Below are 26,883 nucleotides of genomic sequence, written 5' to 3' on the forward strand. Positions count from 1 at the left end.
CGCCACGTCGCCACCCGCACGTGTGGCGCTGTTCGCCCCGCGTCTCGGGAAGCGGACGACGGGGGACGCGCTCGGCCATCCGGGGACGCGCCGCGCGCCACATGACACTGCGACGACATAGAGTGACGGGAGCATTGCTCCGCGTATCCGAGGGTCTGCCGTGCGGGCCGCGAACGTCACGCGAACGCGATGTGGACCATTTCAGGACGCGAGGGATCGGCGGCCGCCGGCCTTCCTTCGTCCTGCTGAGGCGATCTGGAGGTTTCCCAGTGGCGAAGGCGAAGTTCGAGCGGACAAAGCCGCACGTCAACATTGGCACCATCGGTCACGTCGACCACGGCAAGACCACCCTCACCGCGGCGATCACCAAGGTGCTGCACGACAAGTTCCCGGACCTGAACCCCTACACGCCGTTCGAGGACATCGACAAGGCACCCGAGGAGCGGCAACGCGGTATCACCATCTCCATCGCGCACGTCGAGTACCAGACGGACGCACGTCACTACGCCCACGTCGACTGCCCGGGTCACGCGGACTACATCAAGAACATGATCACCGGTGCCGCCCAGATGGACGGCGCGATCCTCGTGGTCGCCGCGACCGACGGTCCGATGCCGCAGACCAAGGAGCACGTGCTCCTGGCCCGCCAGTCCGGCGTTCCGTACATCGTCGTCGCCCTGAACAAGGCCGACATGGTGGACGACGAGGAGATCCTGGAGCTCGTCGAGCTCGAGGTCCGTGAGCTCCTCAACGAGTACGAGTTCCCGGGCGACGACGCCCCGGTCGTCAAGATCTCCGCACTGAAGGCGCTCGAGGGCGACCCGACCTGGGTCAAGTCCGTCGAGGACCTGATGGAAGCCGTCGACGAGAACATCCCGCAGCCCGAGCGTGACGTCGACAAGCCGTTCCTGATGCCGATCGAGGACGTCTTCACGATCACCGGTCGAGGCACCGTCGTCACCGGCCGCATCGAGCGCGGCATCCTCAAGGTCAACGAGACCGTCGACATCATCGGCATCCACCCGGAGAAGACGACCACGACGGTCACGGGCATCGAGATGTTCCGCAAGCTCCTCGACGAGGGCCAGGCGGGCGAGAACGTCGGCCTGCTGCTCCGCGGCATCAAGCGCGAGGACGTCGAGCGCGGCCAGTGCATCATCAAGCCCGGCTCGGTCACCCCGCACACGGAGTTCGAGGCCACGGCCTACATCCTCTCCAAGGACGAGGGCGGCCGGCATACCCCGTTCTTCAACAACTACCGTCCGCAGTTCTACTTCCGTACGACTGACGTGACCGGTGTGGTGACCCTCAAGGAGGGCACGGAGATGGTCATGCCCGGCGACAACGCCGAGATGTCCGTCCAACTGATCCAGCCCATCGCCATGGAGGAGAGCCTGCGCTTCACCATCCGCGAGGGCGGTCGCACCGTCGGCGCCGGCCAGGTCACCAAGATCACCAAGTAGGGGGCGACGGGGAGAAAGGGCGGGAACGGGACATCGCCAAGGGCTGGCCAGAGGACCCTGGAGCCGGACCGGCGGCCCCGTTCCCGATCGACACGCTAGCGTCCGTCCCACGGCCCCGTCCGCAACCCCGACGGTGTGGCGGCGGGAAACCACCCGAGGAAAAGCCTTGAGGCCCAGGTCAGAACAGTCCGACCTGGGCCTCCGCGGTAGGCCGTGTGGGACTCGAACCCACAACCAATGGATTGAAAGTCCCGAGGGCCCGAGGGGCCGCTATTCCGTAGTGCCGCGGCAGAGGCCCTCGACGCGGAACCACAGGCCCGGGGCGTAGACCGCGTGGATGACGGCTTCCTCTCCTCTTGTGACCCGCAGGATTCTCAGGATGCCGCCGGGAAGTACGTCGTATTGGTAACTGATCTCGGCGTTGCCCTCGACGGTGTCGTCGTAGGAGATGTCCGCCGTACGATCGTTCGCGTATTCCTTCGGTGGGCGATTTTCCACCAGTTTGATGAAGACGCTCATGGGCCAACGGTACGGTCCTTTCGCGAGCTTCGCCCTCCGGGATGAGAAGGTCGCGGCACCCACCGGTCCGGGGACATGCGCAGGGGCATGCACGGGCTGTCAGGCTTCGTCGTCCTGCGGGTCGTCGGCCGCAACGCTCCGGCTGGTCGCCAGCCAGGATCGCGCGGGCTCGGCGGGACGCGTGGTGTCGACAGTGAGGTGGAGCCGGGTACCGCCTTCGCGGCCGGCCGGATAACTGCGTTGCTCGGTGGAATCGAAGCAGCGACGGAGGACTTCCGCGACGCGACGGGCGGTCTCGGGGGAGGCGGCGGTGATGCGGATGTCGGCGCGCCCTGCCGGCGGCCCCGGTTCCGCTGGTACGGGGGTGGTGTGTGCGGACGTCATGGTCACTTCCTCGCCGGAGAAGAGGCGGAGTCGCCCGCGGTCCCCGTGCGGTTGCTCGTGGCGGCTGTGACAGCGGTCTCCACGGCCCTCATGTCCCTTGGGCGGAGCGCGGAGGCCCGGTCGGGTTCCCGGCCGGTGGCGGCGCGGTCCCACCCTCTGTCTCCCACTCCTCTTCGCGGTCCCGTGACTGCGTCGCGTCCTCGGCCTCTCGTTCGTCCTCCATCAGCCGGCTCGCGGTGAGGAGGCTTCCGGGGGTGGTCGCGGCGGACATCAGCCGGGCGGCCGCGGCCGGCTCGGTCTCCGGCGGGATGATCAGCAGGTCCAGGCGGTCCGCGGAGTAGGAGAACAGCAGGAGCTTGTGCGGGTCCTGCTCATTGGTGAACCACCCCACGTGCACGGTGTGTCCGCCGACGGGAACCTTGCGCGGGATCACGGGCCAGAAGGCCGGATTCACCGTGACGCGGGTGACCCGCCCCCAGGAGTGGTCCAGCCTCTCCGCCAGTGCGGGGAGCTCGCGGGAGAGGTCGCGAGAGCGGGGCCACCAGGCACCGTCCAGCAGGCCCGGCGCCGTCCCTGGCGTCAGGGACAGGCGGGCGGGCGGCGAAGGGGCGTGCCCGTCGGTGGGCCTACGGTCGGTGGTGACAGCCATGATGCGAACCGAACCTGCCCCCGGGCCCGTCGTCGACTGCCCGGCGTTGTGACTCACCGGGAACGACACCCGCATGGAGGCCGGTGTACGAAGTTTTCCCGGTTTCTCCACCCTACTCCGGCAGGCGGTTCGCAGACCATGCGCAACCGGGCGATCTCCGGGAGCACGGGTGTGCGCGGTCGAGTGGGCGAGCCCACCATGGGCCTGCGGAGTACGGTGGGATTGCGGCGGGTGGCTCGCCCGGTGAGTGCGACGCACGACGCACCCCGGACGACGAACGGACACGCCGATTCCTCGGAGACAGGCGAGCAGGCCATGGCCGATTCCGACACCCCACGCCTCCCCGGACTTCTGCCGGACGCGATCCACGACGCCGTGAAACCCGGGACGGCCCTCCTGCGGCTGGAGACGACAGGGGAGCGCGGGGGAATCCTGGACGGCGCGTGGTGGCCACGCTCCCGCGACATCGGTGCCGAGCTTCCCGGCCTGATCACCGCCCTGACCGAGCACCTCGGCCCCATCACACGCGTCGGCCTGGACGCGAGCGCCTGGGAAGAGCTCCCGACCCGGCTGATCATCGAGGACCGGGTCGTGCGCATCGATTCCTTCCCGGTCGGCGACGACACGGTCCTCATCACCCGGGGCGAGAACGACCACTTCGCCCTGCTGGTGGTCCCGCCCGACGCCACGCCCGACGCGGCACGTGCCGCGATGGCCAGATCCGTACAGGCCGGCAACATCACCCGGGCCGAACAGATCCTCATCGACACGGGCAGCACCCCGCGGACCTGAACGTCGAGGCGACGGCTCGGGTCAGCCGAGGAAGGACAGCCGGACCTGGCGGTCGGGGCCGCCCCGATCGGTGGTCACCAGCACGACGGACTGCGAGGTCCCCAACACCAGCTCACCACCGATCACAGGCAGCGTGGCGTGCGGCGGAACCAGGGCCGGGAGCATGTGACCGCGACCGGGGCCCGCACCACCGTGACGGTCGCGCCAACGGTCGTCCGCGGGAAGAACCTCACGGAGGGCCGCCAACAGGTCGTTGTCGCTACCCGCGCCGGTCTCGATGACCGCCAGACCGGACGTCGCGTGCGGGGTGAAGACGTTCAGCAGCCCATCCCGCCCGTGAGCGACCTCCCGGAGGAACGCGGTGCACGCGTTCGTCAGGTCGTGCATGGTCTCGGCGGAGCCGGTTGTCACGTCGACAGTGCGGGTGGTGAAGGTGCCGGTCATGGTTCACCAGTACCCGCTGTTCGGGAGCAGCGTTGACGGCTGGACGGGTTGTTCCGCGGGGATTCCGGTCGGCCCATCCCCCACAGGCACACCGCGCCGCCGGCTGACGGCTCGTAGCTCCCCCACGCGGCCGGCGTCGGTGCCGGTCCGACGGTGGCCAAGGAGCTCCTACAGGACGGCTGGACGCCCTACGAGTCCGATCCGAAGCCGGACGGCAGCGCGGCTGCGATCGCTCGGCCGGACCGCCCCCGATCAACCTGCGTGACCCACGTCACGCGGCTGCTGCTTTGATCCATGGCGGCGGCGGGGACCTCCACGCCTTCGCCCCGGCTGGAGAAACCCAGCCGGGGCGAGAAGATGCAGGTCACAAACGGTGTGGTGACCTCATCGGGCGGTAGGCCGTGTGGGACTCGAACCCACAACCAATGGATTAAAAGTCCACTGCTCTGCCAATTGAGCTAACGGCCCGCACACCGCAGCATAGCCCGGCCGACCGTGGATGCCCGAGTCGTTATGGCCCCGAACGTCGCGCGAATGTCCGGAAGCCGCTCCCGACGGCCGAGGGCCCGCACGGCGTGATGCCGTACGGGCCCTCAGATCAGCTGCGGAGACGAGCTGTTGGAACAGCAGCGGGAACAGCCGTTGGATCAGCCGTTGCGCTTCCAGCGCGGCTTGTCGGCGCGGCGGTCGAAGGAGCTGCCGCCACGGTGGTCGTCACGACGGCCCTGGGGGCGGTCGCCGCCGCCGGAGCGGAAGCCGCCGGAGGGACGGTCGTCACGACGGTCGCGGTTGAACGGACGGTCGCCGCCGGCGGAACGGTAGCCACCGGAGGGACGGTCGTCGCGGCGGAAGCCACCGGACGGGCGGTCGTCGCGACGGAAGCCGCCACGGTCGCCACCGCGCTCACCGTCACGACGGTCGTCACGGCGGAAGCCACCGTCACGGTCCTCGCGGCGGAAACCACCCGACGGGCGGTCGTCACGACGGAAGCCACCACGGTCGCCGCCACGCTCGCCGTCACGACGGTCGTCACGACGGAACGACGGACGCTCCTCGCGGCGGAAGCCACCACGGTCGCCGTCACGGCGGTCGTCGCGGCGGAAGCCGCCCTCACGGTCGTCGCGGCGGAAACCACCCGACGGGCGGTCGTCACGACGGAAGCCGCCACGGTCGCCGTCACGGCGGTCGTCACGACGGAACGACGGACGGTCCTCACGACGGTCGTCGCGGCGGAAGCCACCACGGTCGCCGCCGCGGTCGCCACCGCGCTCGTCACGGTCGTCGCGGCGGAAGTTGCCGCCACGGCGCTCGAAGTTGCCCCGCTCGTCGCGGCGCTCGGGGGCCTGCGCCGGGATGGCGGCGGCCTCCTCGGCCTTGGCGGCGGCCTCGGCCTCGGCCTTGAGCTCCTCGGCGGCGGCGGCCACGGCGGCCTCCGGGTCCTCGCCGCGCTCGCGGGCGGCGCGGGCCACCAGGCGGTCGGCCTCCTCGCGGAGCTCCGTCGCACGGCGCTGGGCGCGCTCGAGCTGACGGTTCAGGTCGCGGAGCTCGCGCTCGGCCTGCTTGGCGGCGTTGGCGGCCGAGTCGGCCTGGACCTCGGTCAGCGAACGGGCGCCGGTGATCTTGGCGACGTCCTCGTCGAAGGCGCCGGCACCGCCGACGATGTGGCGCGAGGCGTCGACGCCCGCGTCCTCCATCAGGCGGAAGATCTGCTTGCGCTGGTGCGGCAGGGCCAGGGAGACGACCGTGCCGGACTGGCCGGCGCGGGCCGTACGGCCGGAGCGGTGGAGGTAGTCCTTGTGGTCACCGGCCGGGTCGACGTTGAGGACCAGGTCGATGCCGTCGACGTGGATGCCTCGGGCGGCCACGTCGGTGGCGACCAGGACGTGCACGCGGCCGGCCTTGAAGTCCTCCAGGACGCGGGTACGGGCGCCCTGGGTCATGCCGCCGTGCAGCGCGTCCGCGCGGACACCGGCGTCGAGCAGCTGCTCGGCGACGCGGTCGGCGCCCATCTGGGTGCGGACGAAGATGATCGTGCGGCCCTTGCGGGCGGCGATGGCGGCCGTGACCGGCGCCTTGTCCTTCGGCTTCACGACGAGGACGTGGTGGGTCATGGTCGTGACGGCACCGGCGGAGGGGTCGACCTCGTGGGTGATCGGGTCGACCAGGTAGCGCTTGACCAGCGTGTCGATCTCGTTCTCGAGCGTCGCGGAGAACAGCAGACGCTGGCCGCCGGTCGGCACCTGGTCGAGGATCTCGGTGACCTCGGGCAGGAAGCCCATGTCGGCCATCTGGTCGGCCTCGTCGAGGACGGCGACCTGGACCTTGTCGAGCGAGGCGGCGCCGCGGTCGATGATGTCGCGCAGACGGCCCGGGGTGGCGACGAGGATGTCGACGCCGCGCTCCAGGGCGTAGATCTGGTTGCCCATGGACGTACCGCCGCAGACGACCTTCATCTTCAGGCCGAGGACGTCGCCGTACGGCTGGAGGGCGTCGGCGACCTGCATCGCCAGCTCACGGGTCGGGGTGAGGATCAGACCGCGCGGGCGCTTCTTCTCGGTGTGGCCGCCCGCCAGGATCGTGAGCAGGGGCAGACCGAAGGAGAGGGTCTTGCCGGAGCCGGTGCGGCCACGGCCGAGGATGTCCTTGCCGGCCAGGGCGTCCGGGATGGTCGCGGCCTGGATCGGGAAGGGCGTGGTGACGCCGTTCTGGGCGAGCTTGCGGACGATCGCCTCGTCCAGGCCCAGGTCACCGAAGGTGATCTGCGGCTCGGCCGGCTCGGCGGCCTCGGTCGTCTCCACGGGGGCCTCGACGGTCTCGACGATCATCTCGTCGGCCTCGGGCATGGTGGTGGTGTCAGTGGAAATGGACATGCGAAATGCGAAACCTTCCGGAGTTTCGGCACGCGCCCAAGCTCCGTGTCGGCTTCACAAATGACCGCCTCGATGCGGTCAGCCACGGCAAGGTAAGGAACGCGCCACACGGCGCGCTTCTGCGAGGCGCCGGGCAAATGGGATCAAACGATCTACCACCATACGCACCCACCGCAGGGCAGCGCAAGCCGCGGTCGCATGGCCTGCGCCACAGTACCCGAGCCGGACGCGCTCAGGAAGGCCCCGGCTGGGGTGAGGCGGGGGTCGGCGGCGTGGTGGGGGGCGGCTGCGTGGGCGGGGCCTGGGTGGGCGGCGGCACCGTGGCGGGCTGGGTGGGCGCGGGGGGCTTCCCCTGCGCCGGGGAGCTGCCCTGATTGGGCCCGCTCGGCGGCTTGGGCCGGTCCCCCGGCTTGCCCGGCTGCCGGGACGCCGACGCGGAGGCCTCCGGGGCGGCCGAGGCCGACGCCGAGGCGGAGGGACGCGCCTCCTTGGCGGACGGGCTGCCGCTCGCCCCGCCCTTCACCGATTTGCCGTCCGCGTGGCCGGCGCGGCCCGCCGGGGGCCGCAGCCCGCCGTCCGGCTGGGCCCCGGTCTCGCGCTGCCGGCCCGTCCCCGACGGCGCCGGGCGGCCCGGGTCGCTCACGCTCATGCACCCGCTCACGCACCCGCCCAGGGTCAGGGCCAGAGCAGCCGCGGCCGCGAAACGGGTGAACGCTGCCGCGTGCGCTGACGTTGCGCGCATGAATGGGACCGCCTTCGGGTACAGGGGACGAGCGCCCTGCCCAACTGGCCCCGCCCCGCCCAGGACACGCGCGGCGCCCGGCGATCAGCCCTCGATCATCCGTAGCCTCGTCCGGCGCCCGCCCGTCGCCCCGCCCGAGGGCTCATCCGTAGCCCAGCGCGTGGAGGCGCTCGTCGTCGATCCCGAAGTGGTGTGCCACTTCGTGAACGACCGTCACCTCGACCTCGGCCACGACCTCGTCCCGCGTGGCGCACATCCGCAGCGTCGGCCCCCGGTAGACCGTGATCCGGTCCGGCAGCACCCCCGCGTACCACTCGCCGCGCTCGGTGAGCGGCGTGCCCTCGTAGAGCCCCAGCAGGTCCGGGGCCTCGGCCGGGGGCTCGTCCTCGACGAACACGGCGACGTTGTCCATCAGCCGCGTCAGCTCCGGCGGGATCCGGTCCAGGCCCTCGGCGACCAGTTCCTCGAACTCCTCGCGCGTCATCTCCAGCACGCCGCCATTGTCCGCCACGGGGGCCTCCGGAGGGGGGTCCCGGAACGGCTCCGGCAAACCGTTTTGGCGATCGGTCCCTGCATCCCATATGCTTCTCACGTCCCCGAGGCGCCGACAAAGCGCCCAGGTGGGCCATCAGCCCTCATCGTCTAGTGGCCCAGGACGCCGCCCTTTCAAGGCGGTAGCACGGGTTCGAATCCCGTTGGGGGCACGCATGACTGTGTGCGAGACTTGTCTCGCACATACAGCTTGGTCCTGTGGAGCAGTTTGGAGTGCTCGCCACCCTGTCAAGGTGGAGGCCGCGGGTTCAAATCCCGTCAGGACCGCTTGCGATCATCTCGATGATCGCATGGCTGGGTAGCTCAGTTGGTACGAGCGTCCGCCTGAAAAGCGGAAGGTCGCCGGTTCGACCCCGGCCCCAGCCACAGTGAGGCCCCCATCGGAAGATGGGGGCCTCGGTGTTTTCCGGCCCTTAAATGCGTTCGCCGCTTCATGGCGCGTGGTGCGATCCTGGACTCCGTATGTCTACGCAGCCTGCCGCCCCCGCCGCATTCGCCGACCTCGCCGCCCGCCTCCCCGAGCTGACGCTGCGCGACGCGCAGCGCCTGGGGCGGCGGCTCGACGGGGCCCGCCGCGTCCGCAAGCCCGAGGCCCGCGCGGCCGTCCTGGCCGAGATCACGGCGGAGGTCGAGACGGCCGAGCTGCGCGTCGCGAACCGCCGTGCCGCCGTGCCGGCCGTCGACTATCCGGAGCAGCTCCCCGTCAGCCAGAAGAAGGACACGATCCTGGAGGCGATACGCGACCACCAGGTCGTGATCGTCGCGGGTGAGACGGGCTCCGGCAAGACCACCCAGATCCCCAAGATCTGCCTGGAGCTCGGCCGTGGCGTCAAAGGCCTGATCGGCCACACCCAGCCCCGCCGGCTCGCCGCCCGTACGGTCGCCGAGCGCGTCGCCGAGGAGCTGCGGACGCCGCTGGGCGAGGCCGTCGGCTGGAAGGTCCGCTTCACCGACCAGGTGGGCGACACCACCATGGTCAAGCTGATGACCGACGGCATCCTGCTCGCCGAGATCCAGACGGACCGCGAGCTGCGCCAGTACGACACGATCATCATCGACGAGGCCCACGAGCGCAGCCTCAACATCGACTTCCTGCTCGGCTATCTCGCCCAGCTGCTCCCCCGGCGCCCCGACCTCAAGGTCGTGATCACCTCCGCCACCATCGATCCCGAGCGCTTCTCCCGCCATTTCGGCGACGCGCCGATCGTCGAGGTCTCGGGCCGTACGTATCCCGTGGAGGTCCGCTACCGGCCGCTGCTGGAGGAGGAGTCCTCCGACGCCGACCGTGACCAGATCACCGCGATCTGTGACGCCGTCGAGGAGCTCCAGCGGGAGGGCGAGGGCGACATCCTGGTCTTCCTCTCCGGCGAGCGGGAGATCCGCGACACCGCTGACGCACTCGAGAAGAGAAAATTCCGGTTCACCGAGGTGCTGCCGCTCTACGCGCGGCTCTCCCACGCCGAGCAGCACCGGGTCTTCCAGCGGCACACCGGCCGCCGGATCGTCCTCGCCACGAACGTCGCCGAGACGTCCCTGACCGTCCCGGGCATCAAGTACGTCATCGACCCGGGCTTCGCCCGGATCTCCCGCTACAGCCACCGCACCAAGGTCCAGCGGCTGCCGATCGAGCCGGTCTCGCAGGCCAGCGCCAATCAGCGCAAGGGTCGCTGCGGCCGTACGAGCGACGGCATCTGCGTCCGGCTGTACTCGGAGGACGACTTCCTCGCGCGGCCGGAGTTCACGGACGCGGAGATCCTGCGGACGAACCTGGCGTCGGTCATCCTCCAGATGACGGCGGCGGGGCTCGGCGACATCGAGAAGTTTCCTTTCATCGACGCGCCGGACCGCCGGAACATCAAGGACGGCGTCGATCTGCTCCAGGAGCTCGGGGCGATCGACCCGAAGCAGAAGGAGCCGAAGAAGCGGCTCACGCCGCTGGGCCGGAAGCTCTCCCAGCTGCCCGTGGACCCCCGGCTGGCCCGCATGGTGCTGGAGGCCGACAAGAACGGCTGTGCCCGCGAGGTGATGGTGATCGCGGCCGCGCTGTCGATCCAGGACCCGCGCGAGCGGCCGTCGGAGAAGCAGGCGCAGGCCGATCAGCAGCACGCCCGGTTCAAGGACGAGACCAGCGACTTCCTCGCCTTCCTGAACCTGTGGCGGTACGTCCGCGAGCAGCAGAGCACGCTGTCGTCCTCGGCCTTCCGCCGGATGTGCAAGTCGGAGTACCTGAACTATCTGCGCATACGTGAGTGGCAGGACATCTACTACCAGCTGCGCACGGTCGCGAAGACGATGGGCATCCACCTCACCGAGGAGGACGCGCCGGCGGAGCGGGTCCATCAGTCGCTGCTGTCGGGTCTTCTCTCGCACATCGGTCTGAAGGACACCGAGAAGAACAATGAATTCGTCGGGGCCCGCAATGCCAAATTCGCGGTGTTCCCGGGTTCGGCGCTCTTCAAGAAGCCGCCGCGCTGGGTGATGTCGGCGGAGCTGGTGGAGACCTCCCGGCTGTGGGCGCGCGTCAACGCGCGTATCGAGCCGGAATGGATCGAGCCGCTCGCCGAGCACCTGGTGAAGCGGACGTACAGCGAGCCGCACTGGGAGCAGAAGCAGGCGGCGGTGATGGCGTACGAGCGGGTGACGCTCTACGGCGTGCCGATCGTGGCGCAACGGAAGGTCAATTACGGGCGGATCGACCCGGAGACCAGCCGTGAGCTGTTCATCCGCAACGCGCTCGTCGAGGGTGACTGGCGGACGCACCATCAGTTCTTCCACGACAACCGCAAACTGCTGGGCGAGGTCGAGGAGCTGGAGCACCGAGCCCGGCGGCGCGACATTCTCGTGGACGACGAGACGCTGTTCGACTTCTACGACCAGCGGCTGCCGGAACATGTCGTCTCCGGGGCGCATTTCGATTCCTGGTGGAAGCACAAGCGGCGTGACGAGCCGGAGTTGCTCAATTTCGAGCACTCCATGCTCATCAACGAGAACGCGGAGGCCGTCACCAAGGACGACTATCCGGATTCCTGGCGGCAGGGCCGGCTGAAGTTCCGGGTGACGTACCAGTTCGAGCCGGGCGCGGACGCGGACGGTGTGACCGTCCACATTCCGCTGCAGGTGCTCAACCAGGTCTCCGCCGAGGGCTTCGACTGGCAGATCCCGGGGCTGCGGGAGGACCTGGTCACGGAGCTGATCCGGTCGCTGCCCAAGCCGATCCGGCGGAACTGCGTCCCCGCGCCGAACTTCGCCCAGCGGTTCCTCGACAGCGCCGTGCCCCTGCAGGAGCCGCTGACGACGGCGCTGGCGCACGGTCTCCACCGGATGACGGCGGTGCGGATGGAGGCGGAGGACTTCGACCTCGCCAAGGTCCCCGACCATCTGAAGATCACTTTCCGGGTGGTCGACGAGCGCAAGCGCAAGATCGCCGAGGACAAGGACCTGGAGGCCCTGCGGCTGCGGCTCAAGCCGAAGACGCAGGCCGCGATCACCAAGGCCTTCGAGCAGGCGGCGGAGAAGGCCGACGGCGCCTCCGGCGGCACGGCCCGTCCCGAGCAGCGCTCGGGGCTGACGTCGTGGACGGTCGGGACGCTGCCGCGCACCTTCGAGACGCGTCGCGCGGGCCAGCCGGTGAAGGCGTTCCCGGCGCTGGTGGACGAGGGGCCCTCGGTGGCGGTGCGGCTCTTCGACACCGAGCCCGAGCAGCGCGAGGCGATGTGGGCCGGTGTCCGCCGGCTGATCCTTCTGAACCTGCCGTCGAACCCGGCGAAGTTCGCCCAGGACAAGCTCGGCAATCAGCAGAAGCTCGCCCTGTCGCGGAATCCCCACGGCTCGATCCAGGCGCTCTTCGAGGACTGCGTCGCGGGCGCCGCGGACAAGCTGATCGCGGCCCACGGCGGGCCCGTGTGGGACGAGGAGTCCTTCCGCAAGCTCTTCGACGCCGTGCGGGCCGACATCGTGGACGCGACGCTGGACACGATCCGCCGGACGCAGGAGGTGCTGGCCGCCTGGCAGGCGTGCGAGCGCCGGCTGAAGGCCACGTCGAGCCCGGCGCTGCTGACGTCCCTGGCGGACGTCAAGCAGCAGCTGGCGGAGCTGATCAAGCCGGGCTTCGTCACGGCCCACGGCGTCCGCCGCCTGCCGGACCTGCTGCGCTACCTCGTGGCCGTCGACCGCCGGCTGACCCAGCTGCCCACCAACGCCGAGCGGGACCGGGCCCGGCTGGCGAAGGTCCAGGAGATGCGCGACGAGTACGCGTGGCTGCTGGAGCAGTTCCCCAAGGGCCGTCCCGTGCCCCAGGAGGCCCGGGAGATCCGCTGGATGATCGAGGAGCTCCGGGTGAGCTACTTCGCCCACGCGCTGGGCACGGCCTACCCGGTCTCGGACAAGCGGATCGTGAAGACGATCGACAAGCTGGCCCCGTAGCGGGACGCCGGAGGACGGCGCCCGCGACTGTGGGCGCCGTCACGGGGCCGTTGGTTCGACCGCACCCCCTGACCTGCTGTAGAGTCTGTCTCGCAAGAACGCGAGAGCGGGAAAGCAAGCAAGGTCCTGTGGAGCAGTTTGGAGTGCTCGCCACCCTGTCAAGGTGGAGGCCGCGGGTTCAAATCCCGTCAGGACCGCAGTAGAGTCGGAGCCCGTATCCCCCAGGGATACGGGCTCCGTCGTTTGTACGGCCGGGGTCAAGTGCCCCGGGAGCCCGTCGACTTGAAGGCCCGGATCCGCGTCCCCGGATCCGGGCCTCCGTGTTTTCGACCTTGACGGCGACACGTGCCAGGGGTACCCCAGTCAGTGGAGGTGCCTCGCCCTATGACGACGACCGAGCGCAGCCGGCACGAGACCCGGGCGTTGCTGCGCGCCCACCTCTCCGCCGCGGCCGGCTATCGCCACCTGACGAGACACTGCCCGGTCTGCCACCGGCTCCTGAGGCTCGCCCAGGAGGCCGGGAGCGACCAGGAGGCGCCACGGGAGGAGATTCCCCTCCCCCGGTGACGCAGGGCGGCTCAGGCGCCGTGGTGACGGCGCCTGCTCCGGAGAGTGACCGCGGGCGCAAGTCCTTTACCCCAGCGGCCCGATGGGGGACAAGCATGCCGCGATGTGACGGGAGTCACTGAAAGTATTTCCGTGGTAGGGGAACTTACCCCCTCCCTACGCCGGGTCAATTTAATATGTGCAATTGCACCGACCTTCCGGTCTTCCGCCGGCGGCGGCGACGGACCCGGGTACGGGCACGCGGGAGGCGTCCGCGCGGGGATACGGCGGGGATACCGGCGGCGATACAGCGCATAAAAAAGATCGCGCTGGACCCGGCGGAGTCCAGCGCGATCGACGGCCGGCCCAAGTCGGTGGGCGGGACGCCTGTTGGGGCAGGCATCCGCTGTTTACCGTCTGTGGAGCTTCAGCTGGGTGAGAGCCGGGTTGGGGGCCCCGGAAATCACCCCGTCATTCAGTTGTTCAGCCTCTGCTTGTTCAGCCCTGCTTGTTCAGGCCTCGCTGCGCTGCTGCGGAATGCCCGCCAGCAGGGCACGGACCTCCGCTTCGCGGTAACGGCGGTGCCCTCCGAGCGTGCGGATGGACGTGAGCTTGCCAGCCTTGGCCCAGCGGGTGACCGTCTTCGGGTCCACGCGGAACATCGTGGCAACCTCAGCCGGGGTCAGCAGCGGCTCGGCATCAGGGGTGCGAGCGGTCATGAGCGGCCTCCTCGGGAGAACCGAACCATCACGTCGGTTCTTTCCTCTAAATTCTGCACCTTGACCCGCGTTGCCCGAAATGGCGGACGCGGGCCGAGTCGGTTATAGGACGAACGGCTTGTCCTCGGCACTACAACTACACCATCTGTCCAGCCACGTCGGCCAAACCGATGGAATTGCCCTCTCAGGTGTTCAACCTCGACGGAACCCGATGGACCATGCCATAGCGGACAGTCACCCCGCCGTGACGATCAGTCACAGCGGGATCAAACAGATCAGGGGTCACCAGATCCGCCAAGGAGTGCAATACCGAACTATCCGCCCTTACTTGGGCGGAAGGAACCCTTCCCAGACTCCTTGTCCTATTTTGCCATGGGGATGGGCGATCGGCGCAAGACCTAACGTAAGTGCGTTAGGTCACGGTTGCCGCAATGGCCCGGATCGGGACCTAGGTCCTGATCGCGGTACCGGCCGCCGCCGGTGCCGGAGGGTCAGTTGGCGAACTGCCGGTCGCGGACCGCCCTCCAACGCTCCGTCAGCCGCTCGTACGCCGCACCGGCCCGCGCCCCGTCACCCGCCCGCAGCGCGGCCAGCCCATCCGCCGTGTCGGCGGCGGAGTGGTCCTCGGCCAGCTGTGCCTCGGGAACCATATGCACAAGTCCGCCGTAGTCCAGCTCCACCAGGGATCGCGGATGGAACTCTTCCAGCCACCGCCCGACCTCCACCAACCCGTCGATCAGCGGCCCCTCCTCCATCGCGTCCCGGAGCGTACGCAATCCGCGGGCCACTCGCCGACGCGCCTGGACCATCGGCGTCCGGTAGCGCAGCAGCAGTCCCCCGCCGCCCTCCGGTCCCCCCAGCCCCTCCGGTACGGATTTGCCGTATTCGCGCTCCTCGTCCGAGAAGAGCACGAACCAGCGCAGCGGCACCTGCCAGGTGGCCGTCCTGATCCACGGCCGGGCGTCCGGGTTGCGGGCCGCCCAGCGCTCGTGGTCCGCGGCGGCCTGGCGCCGCACCACGGGCGGCAGCACCGCGTCCAGCACGGGCGGGGGAAACCGCTCCGTCAGCTCCCGCAGCGCCAGCCAGCCCCGCAGCCGGGTGCGCCAGGGGCAGACGCACACCACGCCGTCCACGACCGCCACGAAGGCGTCCCCGCTCTCGTGCACCGGGACCGGCACGGGCGGGGTGGGCAGCAAATCCGCCAGCGACCGGCGCAGTTCGTCCTGGGCCCCGGGGAGGCTCTCCCGGCGGGCGTACCGCAGCCAGTGGGACCGCTCCGGCTCCGGGAACGCGGCCAGCGGCTCGTAGACCCGCAGATAGGCCGCGTACGGCACGGTCACCGACGACGCCACGCCCACGCTCGCTCCCTCAAGCCGTAGGTCACTGCCGGGGAGTTGCGGGGTGCCTCTCCCCATACCGTCCAAATCGTCCCATGGCGCCGGAGCCCGGGAGAGTGATCCTCGGCACGAGCCCGGCCGGCCGGGCCACAAGGCCCTACCCTCGTGCCAACCGGCCCTCCACCACCCCCAGCGAGGGCGACCTTCGCGGCATATGGGAGTCACCACCGTGACCGACGTACGTCCCACCAGCGGCGCCGAGGACGGCGTACTGCGCACCCTTTTCCGTTCCGACCAGGGCGGCCATGAGCAGGTCGTGCTCTGCCAGGACGCCGAGAGCGGCCTCAAGGCCGTGATCGCCCTGCATTCCACGGCTCTGGGCCCCGCCCTGGGCGGCACCCGATTCCACCCGTACGAGTCCGACGAGGACGCGGTGCGGGACGCGCTGAACCTCTCGCGCGGCATGTCGTACAAGAACGCCCTGGCGGGGCTCGACCACGGCGGCGGAAAGGCTGTGATCATCGGCGATCCCGATCTGATCAAGTCCGAGCAGCTGTTGCTTGCGTACGGTCGCTTCGTGGCCTCCTTGGGCGGCCGTTATGTCACCGCGTGCGACGTCGGCACGTATGTACAGGACATGGACGTCGTCGCCCGGACGAACCGCTGGACCACGGGCCGCTCGCCCGAGCAGGGCGGCGCCGGCGATTCCTCCGTGCTCACCGCCTTCGGCGTCTTCCAGGGCATGCGGGCCGCCGCGAGGACCCAGTGGGGCGCGCCGACGCTGCGCGGGCGGCGCGTGGGCGTCGCCGGCGTCGGCAAGGTGGGCCACCACCTGGTGGAGCACCTGGTCCAGGACGGCGCCGAGGTCGTGATCACGGATGTCCGGGCCGCCGCGGTCGAGCGGATCCTGGCCCGTCATCCGCGGGTCACGGCCGTGGCCGACGCCGCGGCCCTGGTCCGGACACCGCTCGACGTCTACGCCCCCTGCGCCCTCGGCGGCGCGCTGGACGACGAGACCGTCGCCGTCCTCACCGCCTCCGTGGTCTGCGGCGCGGCCAACAACCAGCTCGCCCACCCGGGGGTCGAGAAGGACCTCGCCGACCGGGGCGTGCTCTACGCGCCGGACTATGTGGTGAACGCGGGTGGGGTGATCCAGGTCGCCGATGAACTGCTCGGCTTTGATTTCGACCGGGCGAAGGCCAAGGCGACCAAGATTTACGACACCACTTTGGCCATATTCGATCGCGCGCGAACGGACGGCATTCCGCCGGCCGTCGCGGCGGACCGGCTCGCCGAGCAGCGCATGGCGGAGGCCAGGGACAGGGCGGCACGGGAGGCGGTGAGCACCGTCCCGACCCCCGCCCGGTGACGCTTCGTGTCCTCGCTGACCCGCCCGGGTGATCTTCCCGCCCGGGCGGGCCGCCGGTCCGCGTACGGCCATCCCGACGCGTTCCCACAGCGATCCCCACAGAAGAGTGACCGGAAGGCGACGGAACGAGAGATCTCTCACCACCCCTCGGCGGGTCGGCGCTCGGGACACGTTAAAATCGTGGCTGACCAGCGAGTACTGGACCCTCTCCGGGTCCGGCTCCGTGGCACGTCATGCGGGCGACGTACCGTATGACGGCGGAAGCAGGTACCGTTGAAGCTCTACAGGCCGGACACCTTCCACAGGGGTCCGCTCTGACTCATGAACGTGAACGCGTGTCAAGACTCTGGGGCCGTCGAGCCCCGTCAATGAGGGGGTCGAGCCATGGGGCGCGGCCGGGCCAAGGCCAAGCAGACAAAGGTCGCCCGCCAGCTGAAGTACAACAGCGGCGGGACCGACCTCTCACGTCTGGCCAATGAGCTGGGCGCAACGCAGCCGGCAGCGATCAAGCCGCCGCCGGAGAGCGAGCCGCTCGAGGACGAGCTGGACGACGACCCGTACGCTCAGTACGCGGCGCGTTACAACGACGACGAGGATGAGGACGAGCAGTCGTCCGACCAGTCGGCGTACCGTCGCCGCGCTTGACGCGGCGGTCATAGCTTTCAGTGACCCGGTCCGGGGCCTTTGGCCCCGGACCGGGTTCTGTGCGTGCCCGCTGCGCGGTGCCAAGGCCGTCCGCCGGGTGCGGGCCGTGTGCGCCCACCCGTGCCTCCCCCAGCTACCGCTGGGAGGTGCCCCCAGGCGGCACGATTGCCCGCACACGGCTCGATCGTCAGCTGTAGTCACCTTCCAGGGCGACCGCTTCCGCGTGGTCGCCGCGGGCCGTGATCTCGCCTGCCACCCAGGCGTCCACGTCGCGGTCGGCGAAGGTCGCCAGGGCCACGTCCACGGACTCCTGCGGGACGACCGCGATCATGCCGACGCCCATGTTGAGCGTCTTCTCCAGCTCGGGGCGCGCCACCCCGCCCAGCTCGCCGACCAGACCGAAGATCGGGTCCGGCGTCCAGGTGGAGCGGTCGACGGTCGCGTGGAGGTGGTCCGGGATCACCCGGGCCAGGTTGTTGGCGAGACCGCCGCCGGTGATGTGCGAGAAGGCGTGGACTTCCGCCGTACGGGTGAGGGCGAGACAGTCCAGCGAGTAGATCTTCGTGGGCTCCAGGAGCTCCTCGCCGAGCGTCCGGCCGAGCTCCGGCACCTCCCGGTCCAGCTCCCAGCCGGCCCGGTCGAAGAGCACATGGCGGACCAGTGAGTACCCGTTCGAGTGAAGTCCCGACGAGGCCATCGCGATGACGGCGTCACCCTTACGGATGCGATCCGCGCCCAGCAGCCGGTCGGCCTCCACGACGCCCGTACCGGCGCCGGCGACGTCGAACTCGTCCGCGCCCAGCAGCCCGGGGTGCTCGGCGGTCTCGCCGCCCACCAGGGCGCAGCCCGCGAGGACGCAGCCCTCGGCGATGCCCTTGACGATGGCGGCGACGCGGTCGGGGTGGACCTTGCCGACGCAGATGTAGTCGGTCATGAACAGCGGCTCGGCGCCGCAGACGACCAGGTCGTCCACGACCATGCCGACGAGGTCGTGGCCGATGGTGTCGTAGACGCCCATCCGGCGGGCGATGTCGACCTTGGTGCCGACGCCGTCGGTGGCCGAGGCCAGCAGGGGGCGCTCGTAGCGCTTGAGGGCGCTGGCGTCGAAGAGGCCGGCGAAGCCGCCGAGGCCGCCGACGACCTCGGGGCGGGTGGCCTTGCGCACCCATTCCTTCATGAGCTCGACGGCGAGGTCGCCGGCTTCGATGTCGACGCCCGCAGCGGCGTAGCTGGCACCGGTGGTCTCAGACATTGCTGGGAACTTTCGTGTCGTTTTGGTACTACGGAGCGTTACGGGCGACGGAGCGCGTCGGCGGCGTCCGCGCCGCCCGCGAGCTCGGTCTCCAGCAGCTGCTTGCCCAGCAGCTCGGGGTCGGGGAGCGCCATGGGGTACTCGCCGTCGAAGCAGGCCCGGCAGAGGTTGGGCTTGGCGATGGTGGTCGCCTCGACCATCGCGTCGAGGGAGATGTAGGCGAGGGAGTCCGCGCCCAGCGACTTGCCGATCTCGTCGACGGTCATGCCGTTGGCGATCAGCTCGGCGCGGGTGGCGAAGTCGATGCCGAAGAAGCACGGCCACTTCACCGGCGGGGACGAGATCCGTACGTGGACCTCGGCGGCACCGGCCTCGCGGAGCATCCGCACCAGGGCCCGCTGGGTGTTGCCGCGGACGATCGAGTCGTCGACGACCACCAGGCGCTTGCCCTTGATGACTTCCTTGAGCGGATTGAGCTTGAGCCGGATGCCGAGCTGGCGGATGGTCTGGCTCGGCTGGATGAAGGTCCGGCCGACGTAGGCGTTCTTGACCAGGCCCGTGCCGTACGGGATCCCGCTGGCCTCGGCGTAGCCGACGGCGGCGGGCGTGCCCGACTCCGGAGTCGCTATCACCAGGTCGGCGTCGACGGGGGCCTCGGCGGCGAGGCGGCGGCCCATCTCCACGCGGGAGAGGTAGACGTTACGGCCGGCGATCTCGGTGTCCGGGCGGGCCAGGTACACGTACTCGAAGACGCAGCCGCGCGGCTTGGCCTCGGCGAAGCGGGAGGTCCGCACGCCGTTCTCGTCGATGGCGATCATCTCGCCGGGCTCGATCTCGCGGATGAAGGTCGCGCCGCAGATGTCCAGGGCGGCCGTCTCCGAGGCGACCACCCAGCCGCGCTCCAGCCGGCCGAGGACCAGCGGGCGGATGCCCTGCGGGTCACGGGCGGCGTAGAGCGTGTGCTCGTCCATGAAGACGAGGCAGAAGGCGCCCTTGACCTGGGGAAGGACCTTGGCGGCCGCCTCCTCGACGGTCAGCGGCTTGCCGTCGTCGTCGGTCTGCCCGGCGAGCAGGGCCGTGACGAGGTCGGTGTCGTTGGTCGCCGCCACCTGGGTGGCCCGGCCGTTGTCGCGCGGGAGCGCGGCGACCATCTCGGCCAGCTCGGCGGTGTTGACCAGGTTCCCGTTGTGGCCCAGGGCGATCGAGCCGTTGGCCGTCGCCCGGAAGGTCGGCTGCGCGTTCTCCCACACCGAGGCTCCGGTGGTGGAGTAGCGGGCGTGACCGACCGCGATATGGCCCTGGAGGGAGCCGAGGGAGGTTTCGTCGAAGACCTGGGAGACCAGTCCCATGTCCTTGAAAACGAGGATCTGGGAGCCGTTGCTCACCGCGATGCCCGCGGACTCCTGTCCACGGTGCTGCAGCGCATACAGCCCGAAATAGGTGAGTTTTGCGACCTCTTCCCCCGGAGCCCAGACACCGAAGACGCCGCAAGCGTCCTGGGGGCCCTTTTCGCCGGGGAGCAGGTCGTGGTTGAGTCGTCCGTCACCACGAGGCACACCTTGAGTCTATGGCAGGGACGAGGTTCATCCGAACCGGGGACGGCCGGGAAATCTCACACCACGCACAGCCACTCGGCGGGCACAGCGCATCACCCTTTCGTGGCTGGATCTCCACGTCGGGCGGGCGCGAAGGCAGGCTTCGCTCAAGTGAGCAAGGGAAGTTGTGCGGAAAGGTCCGCGCGTTCGCCGCTGGCCGTCACGACGGTGGAGTCGAGGGCATCGGTCCAGGTCAGGCGGCCTGTGGCCAGCCGGATCCAGGTGATCGGGTCCATCTCTACGACGTTCGGCGGCGTGCCGCGGGTGTGTTGGGGGCCCGCGACGCACTGCGTCACGGCGAATGGCGGGATACGTACTTCCACCGAGCCGCCGGGGGCCTTGGCCGCCAACACGTCGGCGAACAAACGGGAGACGGTCGCGAGGGCCTGCCGGTCATGGCGTACGACGGTGCCCGTGGCGGTCGCGAGATCGTCGCCGTGCACCACGGCCTCGACCAGTCGGGTCACCACATAGTCGGACAGCGACATGGCGCCGAGACCCGTGGGGACGGCCGTGACGGAGCCCGCGTCGGCGAGCGCGGCGGACAGCCGTTCGACGACCCGATCCAGCGCGGCCACCAGGGAGTTGGGCCCCTGACCGGCGAGCGCGGCGGCAGCGGTGGCGGTCTTCTCCGCCACGTCGGCGGCCCGCGCGGCGAGGCCCGCCGCGTACTCCGGCAGGGTGATCTCGGCCCGCACGGACGGGATTTCACCCGACCGCTGTGCCTCGACGCGCCGCGGCAGCAGCTCCAACGCGCCGGTGAGATGCGTGATCAGCTCACCGACCGTCCACTTGCCCACCCCGGAGGGCGCGGCGAGCAGCGCCTCGGCGTCCGGTTCGGCGCACACCACGGCCACGACGTCCCGCACCGCACGGACCTGCCCCTCCAGGGCGGCCCGCGACTTGGCGGGATCGAAGCTGCGGACACGGGGCTTGCGCGGTGCGGAAGGCATGGCGCGAGCCTAATCCTTGGCCAGGCTTCGGGTGGGCCCAACCGGAACAACCGGCCGGGCCCGTCCCGTACTCATGACGAGAGTTGAGCCGTCGTTACGCCCGTCTCTCCACGTGCGTTACACGAGCAACGAGGGAATCGTGGCCTCGTGCGCGGCGCGCAGCTCCGTCAGCGGAATCGTGAACTCGCCCTGGATGTCGAGCTCTTCGCCGTCGACAACGCCGATCCGCGTCGCCGGCAGCCCCCGCGCCCCGCACATGTCGGTGAAGCGCAGCTCCTCGCTGCGCGGCACGGCGACGACCGCGCGGCCGGCGGACTCGGAGAAGAGGAGGACGAACGGGTCCACCGCGTCCGGGACGACGATCCGGGCACCCTTGCCGCCGCGCAGGCACGACTCCACCAGGGCCTGGATCAGGCCACCGTCGGAGAGGTCGTGCGCCGCGTCGATCATGCCGTCGCGGGAGGCGGCGATCAGGATCTCGCCGAGCAGCTTCTCGCGGTCCAGGTCCACGGCCGGCGGCAGCCCGCCGAGGTGGTCGTGGATCACCTGTGACCAGGCCGAGCCGCCCAGCTCCTCCTTGGTGTCACCGAGGAGGTAGAGCAGGTGGCCCTCGTCGGCGAAGGCCATCGGCGTGCGGCGGTCGACGTCGTCGATGACGCCCAGGACCGCGACCACGGGGGTCGGGTGGATGGCGGTCTCGCCCGTCTGGTTGTAGAGCGAGACGTTGCCGCCGGTCACCGGGGTGCCCAGGGTCAGGCAGCCGTCCGCCAGGCCACGGGTGGCCTCGGCGAACTGCCACATGACGGCCGGGTCCTCCGGCGAGCCGAAGTTCAGGCAGTTGGAGATCGCCAGCGGGCGGGCTCCGGTGGCGGCCACGTTGCGGTACGACTCGGCGAGCGCGAGCTGGGCGCCCGTGTACGGGTCGAGCTTGGCGTAGCGGCCGTTGCCGTCCGTGGCGACGGCGACACCGAGGTTGGTGTCCTCGTCGATGCGGACCATGCCGGAGTCCTCGGGCTGGGAGAGGACCGTGTTGCCCTGGACGAAGCGGTCGTACTGGTCCGTGATCCAGGACTTGGAGGCCTGGTTCGGGGAGGAGATCACCTTCAGGACCTGCGCGCGCAGCTCCTCGGCGGTTTCCGGGCGGGCCAGCTTGTTGGCGTCGTCGGCCTGGAGGGCGTCCTGCCACTCCGGGCGGGCGTACGGGCGCTCGTAGACCGGGCCCTCGTGGGCGACGGTGCGCGGCGGGACGTCCACGATCTGCTCGCCGTGCCAGAAGATCTCCAGGCGCTCGCCGTCGGTGACCTCACCGATGACGGTGGCGATGACGTCCCACTTCTCGCAGATCTCCAGGAAGCGGTCGACCTTGCCGGGCTCGACGATCGCGCACATGCGTTCCTGCGACTCGCTCATGAGGATCTCCTCGGGCGAGAGCGTCGCGTCGCGCAGCGGTACGCGGTCCAGCTCGACGCGCATGCCGCCGGAGCCGGCGCTGGCCAGCTCGCTGGTGGCGCAGGACAGACCGGCGCCGCCGAGGTCCTGGATGCCGTCGACCAGGTCCTCGCGGAAGATCTCCAGGGTGCACTCGATGAGGAGCTTCTCCTGGAAGGGGTCGCCGACCTGGACGGCGGGGCGCTTGGTGGGCTTCGAGTCGTCGAAGGTCTCCGAGGCCAGCACGGACACGCCGCCGATGCCGTCGCCGCCGGTGCGGGCGCCGTAGAGGATGACCTTGTTGCCGGCGCCGGAGGCCTTGGCGAGGTGGATGTCCTCGTGCTTCATCACACCGACGCACAGGGCGTTGACCAGCGGGTTGCCCTGGTAGCAGGAGTCGAAGACGACCTCGCCGCCGATGTTGGGCAGGCCCAGGCAGTTGCCGTAGCCGCCGATGCCCGCGACGACGCCCGGCAGGACGCGCTTGGTGTCGGGGTGGTCGGCGGCGCCGAAGCGCAGCGGGTCCATGACGGCGACCGGGCGGGCGCCCATCGCGAGGATGTCGCGGACGATGCCGCCGACGCCGGTGGCCGCGCCCTGGTAGGGCTCGATGTAGCTCGGGTGGTTGTGCGACTCGACCTTGAAGGTGACCGCGTAGCCCTGGCCGACGTCGACGACGCCGGCGTTCTCGCCGATGCCGACGAGGAGGGCGTCGTTCTCGGGGGCCTTCTCGCCGAACTGGCGGAGGTGGACCTTGCTGGACTTGTACGAGCAGTGCTCGGACCACATCACCGAGTACATCGCGAGCTCGGCGCCGGTGGGGCGGCGGCCCAGGATGGTGCGGATGCGCTCGTACTCGTCCTGCTTGAGGCCGAGTTCGGCCCAGGGCTGCTCGACGTCGGGGGTCTCGTCGGCGTGCTTGACGGTGTCGAGAGTCATGAGCTGACCAGCTTCTTCAGGATCGAGGTGAAGAATCCGAGACCGTCCGTGCGGCCGGTGCCCACGCCCGGCTCGACGGCGTGCTCGGGGTGGGGCATCAGGCCGACGACGTTGCCGGCGGCGTTGGTGATGCCCGCGATGTCGCGGAGCGAGCCGTTGGGGTTGCCGTCCAGGTAGCGGAAGGCGACGCGGCCCTCGGCCTCGAGCTCGTCGAGGACGCGCTCGTCGGCCACGTAGCGGCCGTCGATGTTCTTCAGCGGGACGGAGATCTCCTGGCCCGCCTCGTAGTCGGCCGTCCAGGCGGTGTCCGCGTTCTCCACGCGGAGCTTCTGGTCACGGCAGATGAAGTGGAGGTGGTTGTTGCGCAGCATCGCGCCGGGCAGCAGGTGGGTCTCGGTGAGCACCTGGAAGCCGTTGCAGATGCCGAGGACGGGCATGCCGCCCTTCGCCTGCTCGATGACGGATTCCATCACCGGGGAGAAGCGGGAGATCGCGCCCGCCCGCAGATAGTCACCGTAGGAGAAGCCGCCGGGCAGGACCACGGCGTCGACCTGCTTGAGGTCCTTGTCGCGGTGCCAGAGGGGCACGGCCTCCAGGCCGGCGATCCGGACGGCGCGCTGGGTGTCGCGGTCGTCCAGGGTGCCGGGGAAGGTGACGACCCCTACCCGTGCGGTCACGAGTCGACTCGCACGGTGAAGTCCTCGATCACGGTGTTGGCGAGAAACGTTTCCGCCATCTCGTGGATTCGGGCGAGGGCGGCCTCGTCGACCGGGCCCTCCACCTCGAGTTCAAAGCGCTTGCCCTGACGGACGTCGGCGATCCCCTCGAAACCCAGGCGTGGCAGCGCGCGCTGCACCGCCTGGCCCTGCGGGTCGAGGATCTCCGGCTTGAGCATGACGTCGACTACGACGCGTGCCACTGGCACTCCCGGTGTGTGGTGCGTGAGCTGAAGCGGTACCGCCAGCGTACAGTCCCGAAAAATCTACGCGCATAGATATGCTGGGCTTATCCTTCGCATTTTGCTCGGCCGCCGTACGGACCACTCGGGAAAATTCCGGGAAAAATCCCGGGGGATCACCCGATGTCGATTGCGGCGGGGCAGTGAGACGGAATTAACTGGGCCGCATCATGCATTGCCCTTTGTCGCACACATGAATAAGTATGGTCTGAGAACAACCGAAACCCACACGTCACCGCAGGTCAGAGCGGTGATACTGGCCGAAAGGACCGATTTCCGTGGCGCAGCGCGTAGTGGTCACACTCTCCGATGACATCGACGGCGGGGAAGCCGCGGAGACCGTCATCTTCGGGATCGACGGCAAGTCGTACGAGATCGACCTGAACTCTGCCAATGCGAAGAAACTGCGGGGCATCCTGGAGCCTTACATGGCCGTCGGCCGCAAGCAGTCCCGGTCGGGCCGCGTCTACCGCCGGACGTCCGTCGCACCCGATCCGGCGGCGGTCCGCGCCTGGGCCCGCTCCCACGGCATGGAGGTGCCGCCGCGCGGCCGCATCCCGAAGAAGGTCTACGAGGCGTTCAACGCGGCGGGCTGAGCCCTCCGCGACACCCCGCGTGGCACCCGCCACGGGTCGCGCCCACCGTCGTGCGCGGCCCGTCGATCATCGGATTTGCCAACCGCCCCGGGTGATCAGCTAGAGTTTGGATCACGCCGAGGGGCAACGCCGGGAAACCGGCCGGAACTTCGGGGTCATGCGGGTGTAGCTCAGTAGTAGAGCGCCCCCTTTCCAAGGGGGAGGCGCAGTGTGCGATTCCTGTCACCCGCTCTGACCAGCCAGTGGTCCACTTCTGTGGACTGTCTGGGTGGACGCGCGGGTGTAGCTCAGTAGTAGAGCGCCCTCTTTCCAAGAGGGAGGCGCAGTGTGCGATTCCTGTCACCCGCTCTGACCGTTCGACGGTCCACCTCCGTGGACTGTCCGGATGGGCGCGCGGGTGTAGCTCAGTAGTAGAGCGCCCCCTTTCCAAGGGGGAGGCGCAGTGTGCGATTCCTGTCACCCGCTCTCATCACTTACCGACCACTGCTGTGGATCAGGTAGAGTGGTGCACGCGCCGCCCGGTGAAAGCCGGTCGGAGGCATGCGGACGTAGCTCAGTTGGTAGAGCACCACCTTGCCAAGGTGGATGTCGCGAGTTCGAGTCTCGTCGTCCGCTCAGAGAACGAAGGCCCGGTCGATTTCGACCGGGCCTTCGTCGTATGCGCATTCCTCCCCCATGACATCCGTCATCCGAAGTCATGACAGCCCGCACTGCGCCCCGGCGGAATTCGCCGGGAGCCTGGAGGCATGGATGTCGGGGACGGTGTGATCGAGGTCTCGGAGCTCCGCCGCAGGTACGGCGGGCAGGGGGACAAGGGATTCGAGGCGGTGCGGGACGTGTCCTTCACCGTGCGGCGCGGCGAGTTGTTCGCGCTGCTGGGGACGAACGGGGCGGGCAAGACCTCCACGGTCGAACTGCTGGAGGGCCTGGCCCGGCCGACCGGGGGCACGGTCCGGGTGCTGGGCCACGACCCGTACGCGGAACGCCGCCTGGTGCGGCCCCGGATCGGGGTGATGCTCCAGGAAGGCGGCTTCCCCGCCGACCTGAGCGCCGCCGAGACGGTACGGATGTGGGTGGGCTGTACGACCGGGGCACGGCCCGTCGGGGAGACGCTCGACCTCGTGGGGCTCGGCCCGCGCCGGGACGTACGGGTCAAACAGCTCTCCGGCGGCGAACGCCGGCGGCTCGACCTCGCGCTGGCCCTGCTGGGGCGGCCCGAGGTGCTCTTCCTCGACGAGCCGACGACCGGCCTGGACCCGGAGGCGCGCCACACCACCTGGGAGTTGGTGCGGCGGCTGCGCGAGGAGGGCACGACGGTGCTGCTCACCACCCACTACCTGGAGGAGGCGGAGTCGCTGGCCGACCGGCTGGCGATCATGCGGGACGGGCGGATCGTCACCACCGGCACACCGGGCCAGGTGATCGGCGCCCACCCGGCGCGCATCCGCTTCGCGATGCCGGCGGGCTGGTTCGTGGGCGACCTGCCGCCGCTGGCCGCGCTGGGGGTGCTGCGGCACGAGGAGAACGACGGCCGGGTGGAACTCCAGACGGCCGAACTGCAGCGCACGCTGACCGGGCTCCTGCTGTGGGCCCGGGAGAAGGACGTCGAGCTGGAGGGACTGGACGCGCGGACCGCCTCGCTGGAGGAGGCGTTCCTGGCGATCGCCGGGGCCGCGACGACGTCGGAGCCGGAGAGGGGCGAGTGATGG

General features: G+C 69.8%; 23 protein-coding genes and 9 tRNA genes. 16 read left to right on the top strand and 16 right to left on the bottom strand.

Going from position 1 to position 26,883, the window contains the following annotated elements; genetic code table 11:
• Positions 1-269: 269 nt before the first annotated feature.
• The gene (gene tuf / locus EKH77_RS14945) at positions 270-1,463 is read left to right on the top strand and encodes an elongation factor Tu (RefSeq protein WP_126914868.1); all 1,194 of its coding nucleotides are present in this window, start codon (positions 270-272) and stop codon (positions 1,461-1,463) included.
• 270 nt (positions 1,464-1,733) lie between these two features.
• On the opposite strand, the gene EKH77_RS14950 is transcribed toward tuf, so the two are convergent.
• The 3 genes from EKH77_RS14950 to EKH77_RS14960 all read right to left on the bottom strand — a co-directional run bounded on the left by EKH77_RS14950 (position 1,734) and on the right by EKH77_RS14960 (position 3,015).
• Positions 1,734-1,982, bottom strand: a complete 249-nt coding sequence (locus EKH77_RS14950; protein WP_126914869.1) for a hypothetical protein — start codon at positions 1,980-1,982, stop codon at positions 1,734-1,736.
• 99 nt (positions 1,983-2,081) lie between these two features.
• Positions 2,082-2,366, bottom strand: a complete 285-nt coding sequence (locus tag EKH77_RS14955; RefSeq protein ID WP_126914870.1) for a hypothetical protein — start codon at positions 2,364-2,366, stop codon at positions 2,082-2,084.
• Between the two features lie 88 nt (positions 2,367-2,454).
• Positions 2,455-3,015: a DUF5994 family protein gene (locus tag EKH77_RS14960; RefSeq protein ID WP_126914871.1), complete on the bottom strand. Its 561-nt coding sequence runs from the start codon at positions 3,013-3,015 to the stop codon at positions 2,455-2,457.
• A gap of 315 nt (positions 3,016-3,330) precedes the next feature.
• On the opposite strand from EKH77_RS14960, the gene EKH77_RS14965 reads away from it, so the two are divergent.
• Complete coding sequence (locus tag EKH77_RS14965; RefSeq protein ID WP_126914872.1) at positions 3,331-3,807, top strand: DUF5994 family protein; 477 nt, start codon at positions 3,331-3,333, stop codon at positions 3,805-3,807.
• A gap of 21 nt (positions 3,808-3,828) precedes the next feature.
• On the opposite strand, the gene EKH77_RS14970 is transcribed toward EKH77_RS14965, so the two are convergent.
• The 5 genes from EKH77_RS14970 to EKH77_RS14990 form a co-directional block, all read right to left on the bottom strand.
• Positions 3,829-4,251 carry a YjbQ family protein gene (locus EKH77_RS14970; RefSeq protein ID WP_126914873.1) on the bottom strand — a complete coding sequence of 141 codons (423 nt, stop codon included), beginning with the start codon at positions 4,249-4,251 and terminating at the stop codon, positions 3,829-3,831.
• A 395-nt stretch (positions 4,252-4,646) separates the two neighbouring features.
• Positions 4,647-4,719, bottom strand: a tRNA-Lys gene (locus tag EKH77_RS14975).
• A 179-nt stretch (positions 4,720-4,898) separates the two neighbouring features.
• Complete coding sequence (locus tag EKH77_RS14980) at positions 4,899-7,121, bottom strand: DEAD/DEAH box helicase (protein WP_126914874.1); 2,223 nt, start codon at positions 7,119-7,121, stop codon at positions 4,899-4,901.
• A gap of 232 nt (positions 7,122-7,353) precedes the next feature.
• On the bottom strand, positions 7,354-7,863 hold the full coding sequence (locus tag EKH77_RS14985; RefSeq protein WP_126914875.1) for a hypothetical protein: 510 nt from the start codon (positions 7,861-7,863) through the stop codon (positions 7,354-7,356).
• Between the two features lie 142 nt (positions 7,864-8,005).
• The gene (locus EKH77_RS14990) at positions 8,006-8,356 is read right to left on the bottom strand and encodes a metallopeptidase family protein (RefSeq protein ID WP_189455858.1); all 351 of its coding nucleotides are present in this window, start codon (positions 8,354-8,356) and stop codon (positions 8,006-8,008) included.
• 138 nt (positions 8,357-8,494) lie between these two features.
• On the opposite strand from EKH77_RS14990, the gene EKH77_RS14995 reads away from it, so the two are divergent.
• The 6 genes from EKH77_RS14995 (at position 8,495) to EKH77_RS15020 (ending at position 13,404) form a co-directional block, all read left to right on the top strand.
• A tRNA-Glu gene (locus EKH77_RS14995) sits at positions 8,495-8,567 on the top strand.
• A gap of 40 nt (positions 8,568-8,607) precedes the next feature.
• Positions 8,608-8,682 (top strand) — tRNA-Asp (locus EKH77_RS15000).
• A gap of 25 nt (positions 8,683-8,707) precedes the next feature.
• Positions 8,708-8,781 (top strand) — tRNA-Phe (locus EKH77_RS15005).
• Between the two features lie 96 nt (positions 8,782-8,877).
• The gene (gene hrpA, locus EKH77_RS15010) at positions 8,878-12,837 is read left to right on the top strand and encodes an ATP-dependent RNA helicase HrpA (RefSeq protein ID WP_126914876.1); all 3,960 of its coding nucleotides are present in this window, start codon (positions 8,878-8,880) and stop codon (positions 12,835-12,837) included.
• A gap of 122 nt (positions 12,838-12,959) precedes the next feature.
• A tRNA-Asp gene (locus tag EKH77_RS15015) sits at positions 12,960-13,034 on the top strand.
• 187 nt (positions 13,035-13,221) lie between these two features.
• Positions 13,222-13,404 (top strand): DUF6274 family protein, encoded by a 183-nt coding sequence (locus EKH77_RS15020; RefSeq protein ID WP_126914877.1) that lies wholly within the window; start codon positions 13,222-13,224, stop codon positions 13,402-13,404.
• A gap of 491 nt (positions 13,405-13,895) precedes the next feature.
• Here EKH77_RS15020 and bldC read toward each other — a convergent pair whose 3' ends face one another.
• Both bldC and EKH77_RS15030 read right to left on the bottom strand, forming a co-directional pair.
• Complete coding sequence (bldC, locus tag EKH77_RS15025) at positions 13,896-14,102, bottom strand: developmental transcriptional regulator BldC (protein ID WP_003949541.1); 207 nt, start codon at positions 14,100-14,102, stop codon at positions 13,896-13,898.
• 491 nt (positions 14,103-14,593) lie between these two features.
• Entirely contained in the window at positions 14,594-15,460 is an 867-nt protein-coding gene (locus EKH77_RS15030; protein WP_126914878.1) for a hypothetical protein, read from the bottom strand.
• A 193-nt stretch (positions 15,461-15,653) separates the two neighbouring features.
• On the opposite strand from EKH77_RS15030, the gene EKH77_RS15035 reads away from it, so the two are divergent.
• Both EKH77_RS15035 and EKH77_RS15040 read left to right on the top strand, forming a co-directional pair.
• Positions 15,654-16,808, top strand: a complete 1,155-nt coding sequence (locus tag EKH77_RS15035; protein ID WP_126914879.1) for a Leu/Phe/Val dehydrogenase — start codon at positions 15,654-15,656, stop codon at positions 16,806-16,808.
• Positions 16,809-17,192: 384 nt separating this feature from the next.
• Entirely contained in the window at positions 17,193-17,453 is a 261-nt protein-coding gene (locus EKH77_RS15040; protein WP_126914880.1) for a DUF3073 domain-containing protein, read from the top strand.
• A 187-nt stretch (positions 17,454-17,640) separates the two neighbouring features.
• On the opposite strand, the gene purM is transcribed toward EKH77_RS15040, so the two are convergent.
• The 6 genes from purM to purS form a co-directional block, all read right to left on the bottom strand.
• Positions 17,641-18,705 (bottom strand): phosphoribosylformylglycinamidine cyclo-ligase, encoded by a 1,065-nt coding sequence (gene purM, locus EKH77_RS15045; RefSeq protein ID WP_126914881.1) that lies wholly within the window; start codon positions 18,703-18,705, stop codon positions 17,641-17,643.
• 38 nt (positions 18,706-18,743) lie between these two features.
• Entirely contained in the window at positions 18,744-20,261 is a 1,518-nt protein-coding gene (gene purF, locus EKH77_RS15050) for an amidophosphoribosyltransferase (protein WP_126914882.1), read from the bottom strand.
• 146 nt (positions 20,262-20,407) lie between these two features.
• A complete protein-coding gene (locus tag EKH77_RS15055; protein ID WP_126914883.1) occupies positions 20,408-21,253 on the bottom strand; it encodes a sterol carrier family protein in 846 nt (281 codons plus the stop codon).
• Positions 21,254-21,370: 117 nt separating this feature from the next.
• Positions 21,371-23,620, bottom strand: a complete 2,250-nt coding sequence (gene purL, locus EKH77_RS15060; RefSeq protein WP_126914884.1) for a phosphoribosylformylglycinamidine synthase subunit PurL — start codon at positions 23,618-23,620, stop codon at positions 21,371-21,373.
• Positions 23,617-24,297, bottom strand: a complete 681-nt coding sequence (gene purQ, locus EKH77_RS15065) for a phosphoribosylformylglycinamidine synthase subunit PurQ (RefSeq protein ID WP_126914885.1) — start codon at positions 24,295-24,297, stop codon at positions 23,617-23,619. The genes purL and purQ overlap by 4 nt, the downstream gene beginning before the upstream one ends.
• Positions 24,294-24,539 (bottom strand): phosphoribosylformylglycinamidine synthase subunit PurS, encoded by a 246-nt coding sequence (purS, locus tag EKH77_RS15070; protein ID WP_042151546.1) that lies wholly within the window; start codon positions 24,537-24,539, stop codon positions 24,294-24,296. Before purS ends, purQ begins: the two co-directional genes overlap by 4 nt.
• Before the next feature lie 317 nt (positions 24,540-24,856).
• On the opposite strand from purS, the gene EKH77_RS15075 reads away from it, so the two are divergent.
• From EKH77_RS15075 to EKH77_RS15100, 6 genes are all read left to right on the top strand, one after another.
• Positions 24,857-25,174 carry a histone-like nucleoid-structuring protein Lsr2 gene (locus EKH77_RS15075; RefSeq protein WP_126914886.1) on the top strand — a complete coding sequence of 106 codons (318 nt, stop codon included), beginning with the start codon at positions 24,857-24,859 and terminating at the stop codon, positions 25,172-25,174.
• Between the two features lie 159 nt (positions 25,175-25,333).
• Positions 25,334-25,405 (top strand) — tRNA-Gly (locus tag EKH77_RS15080).
• 45 nt (positions 25,406-25,450) lie between these two features.
• Positions 25,451-25,522 (top strand) — tRNA-Gly (locus EKH77_RS15085).
• Positions 25,523-25,567: 45 nt separating this feature from the next.
• Positions 25,568-25,639 (top strand) — tRNA-Gly (locus EKH77_RS15090).
• 77 nt (positions 25,640-25,716) lie between these two features.
• A tRNA-Gly gene (locus EKH77_RS15095) sits at positions 25,717-25,789 on the top strand.
• Positions 25,790-25,920: 131 nt separating this feature from the next.
• The gene (locus EKH77_RS15100; RefSeq protein WP_126914887.1) at positions 25,921-26,880 is read left to right on the top strand and encodes an ABC transporter ATP-binding protein; all 960 of its coding nucleotides are present in this window, start codon (positions 25,921-25,923) and stop codon (positions 26,878-26,880) included.
• Positions 26,881-26,883 lie beyond the last annotated feature (3 nt).

It is taken from the genome of Streptomyces luteoverticillatus (assembly GCF_003970715.1).
GTDB classification, from domain to species: domain Bacteria; phylum Actinomycetota; class Actinomycetes; order Streptomycetales; family Streptomycetaceae; genus Streptomyces; species Streptomyces abikoensis.

Excerpts from the sequence above, each read along its gene's own strand:
- EKH77_RS14980 (WP_126914874.1), bottom strand. The coding sequence starts at position 7,121 with ATGTCCATTTCCACTGACACCACCACCATGCCCGAGGCCGACGAGATG.
- purL (WP_126914884.1), bottom strand. The coding sequence starts at position 23,620 with ATGACTCTCGACACCGTCAAGCACGCCGACGAGACCCCCGACGTCGAG.
- EKH77_RS14955 (WP_126914870.1), bottom strand. The coding sequence starts at position 2,366 with ATGACGTCCGCACACACCACCCCCGTACCAGCGGAACCGGGGCCGCCG.
- EKH77_RS14950 (WP_126914869.1), bottom strand. The coding sequence starts at position 1,982 with ATGAGCGTCTTCATCAAACTGGTGGAAAATCGCCCACCGAAGGAATAC.
- EKH77_RS15100 (WP_126914887.1), top strand. The coding sequence starts at position 25,921 with ATGGATGTCGGGGACGGTGTGATCGAGGTCTCGGAGCTCCGCCGCAGG.
- EKH77_RS14985 (WP_126914875.1), bottom strand. The coding sequence starts at position 7,863 with ATGCGCGCAACGTCAGCGCACGCGGCAGCGTTCACCCGTTTCGCGGCC.
- EKH77_RS14960 (WP_126914871.1), bottom strand. The coding sequence starts at position 3,015 with ATGGCTGTCACCACCGACCGTAGGCCCACCGACGGGCACGCCCCTTCG.
- EKH77_RS15055 (WP_126914883.1), bottom strand. The coding sequence starts at position 21,253 with ATGCCTTCCGCACCGCGCAAGCCCCGTGTCCGCAGCTTCGATCCCGCC.
- EKH77_RS15035 (WP_126914879.1), top strand. The coding sequence starts at position 15,654 with ATGGGAGTCACCACCGTGACCGACGTACGTCCCACCAGCGGCGCCGAG.
- bldC (WP_003949541.1), bottom strand. The coding sequence starts at position 14,102 with ATGACCGCTCGCACCCCTGATGCCGAGCCGCTGCTGACCCCGGCTGAG.
- purM (WP_126914881.1), bottom strand. The coding sequence starts at position 18,705 with ATGTCTGAGACCACCGGTGCCAGCTACGCCGCTGCGGGCGTCGACATC.
- EKH77_RS14970 (WP_126914873.1), bottom strand. The coding sequence starts at position 4,251 with ATGACCGGCACCTTCACCACCCGCACTGTCGACGTGACAACCGGCTCC.
- EKH77_RS15020 (WP_126914877.1), top strand. The coding sequence starts at position 13,222 with ATGACGACGACCGAGCGCAGCCGGCACGAGACCCGGGCGTTGCTGCGC.
- hrpA (WP_126914876.1), top strand. The coding sequence starts at position 8,878 with ATGTCTACGCAGCCTGCCGCCCCCGCCGCATTCGCCGACCTCGCCGCC.
- EKH77_RS14965 (WP_126914872.1), top strand. The coding sequence starts at position 3,331 with ATGGCCGATTCCGACACCCCACGCCTCCCCGGACTTCTGCCGGACGCG.
- EKH77_RS15040 (WP_126914880.1), top strand. The coding sequence starts at position 17,193 with ATGGGGCGCGGCCGGGCCAAGGCCAAGCAGACAAAGGTCGCCCGCCAG.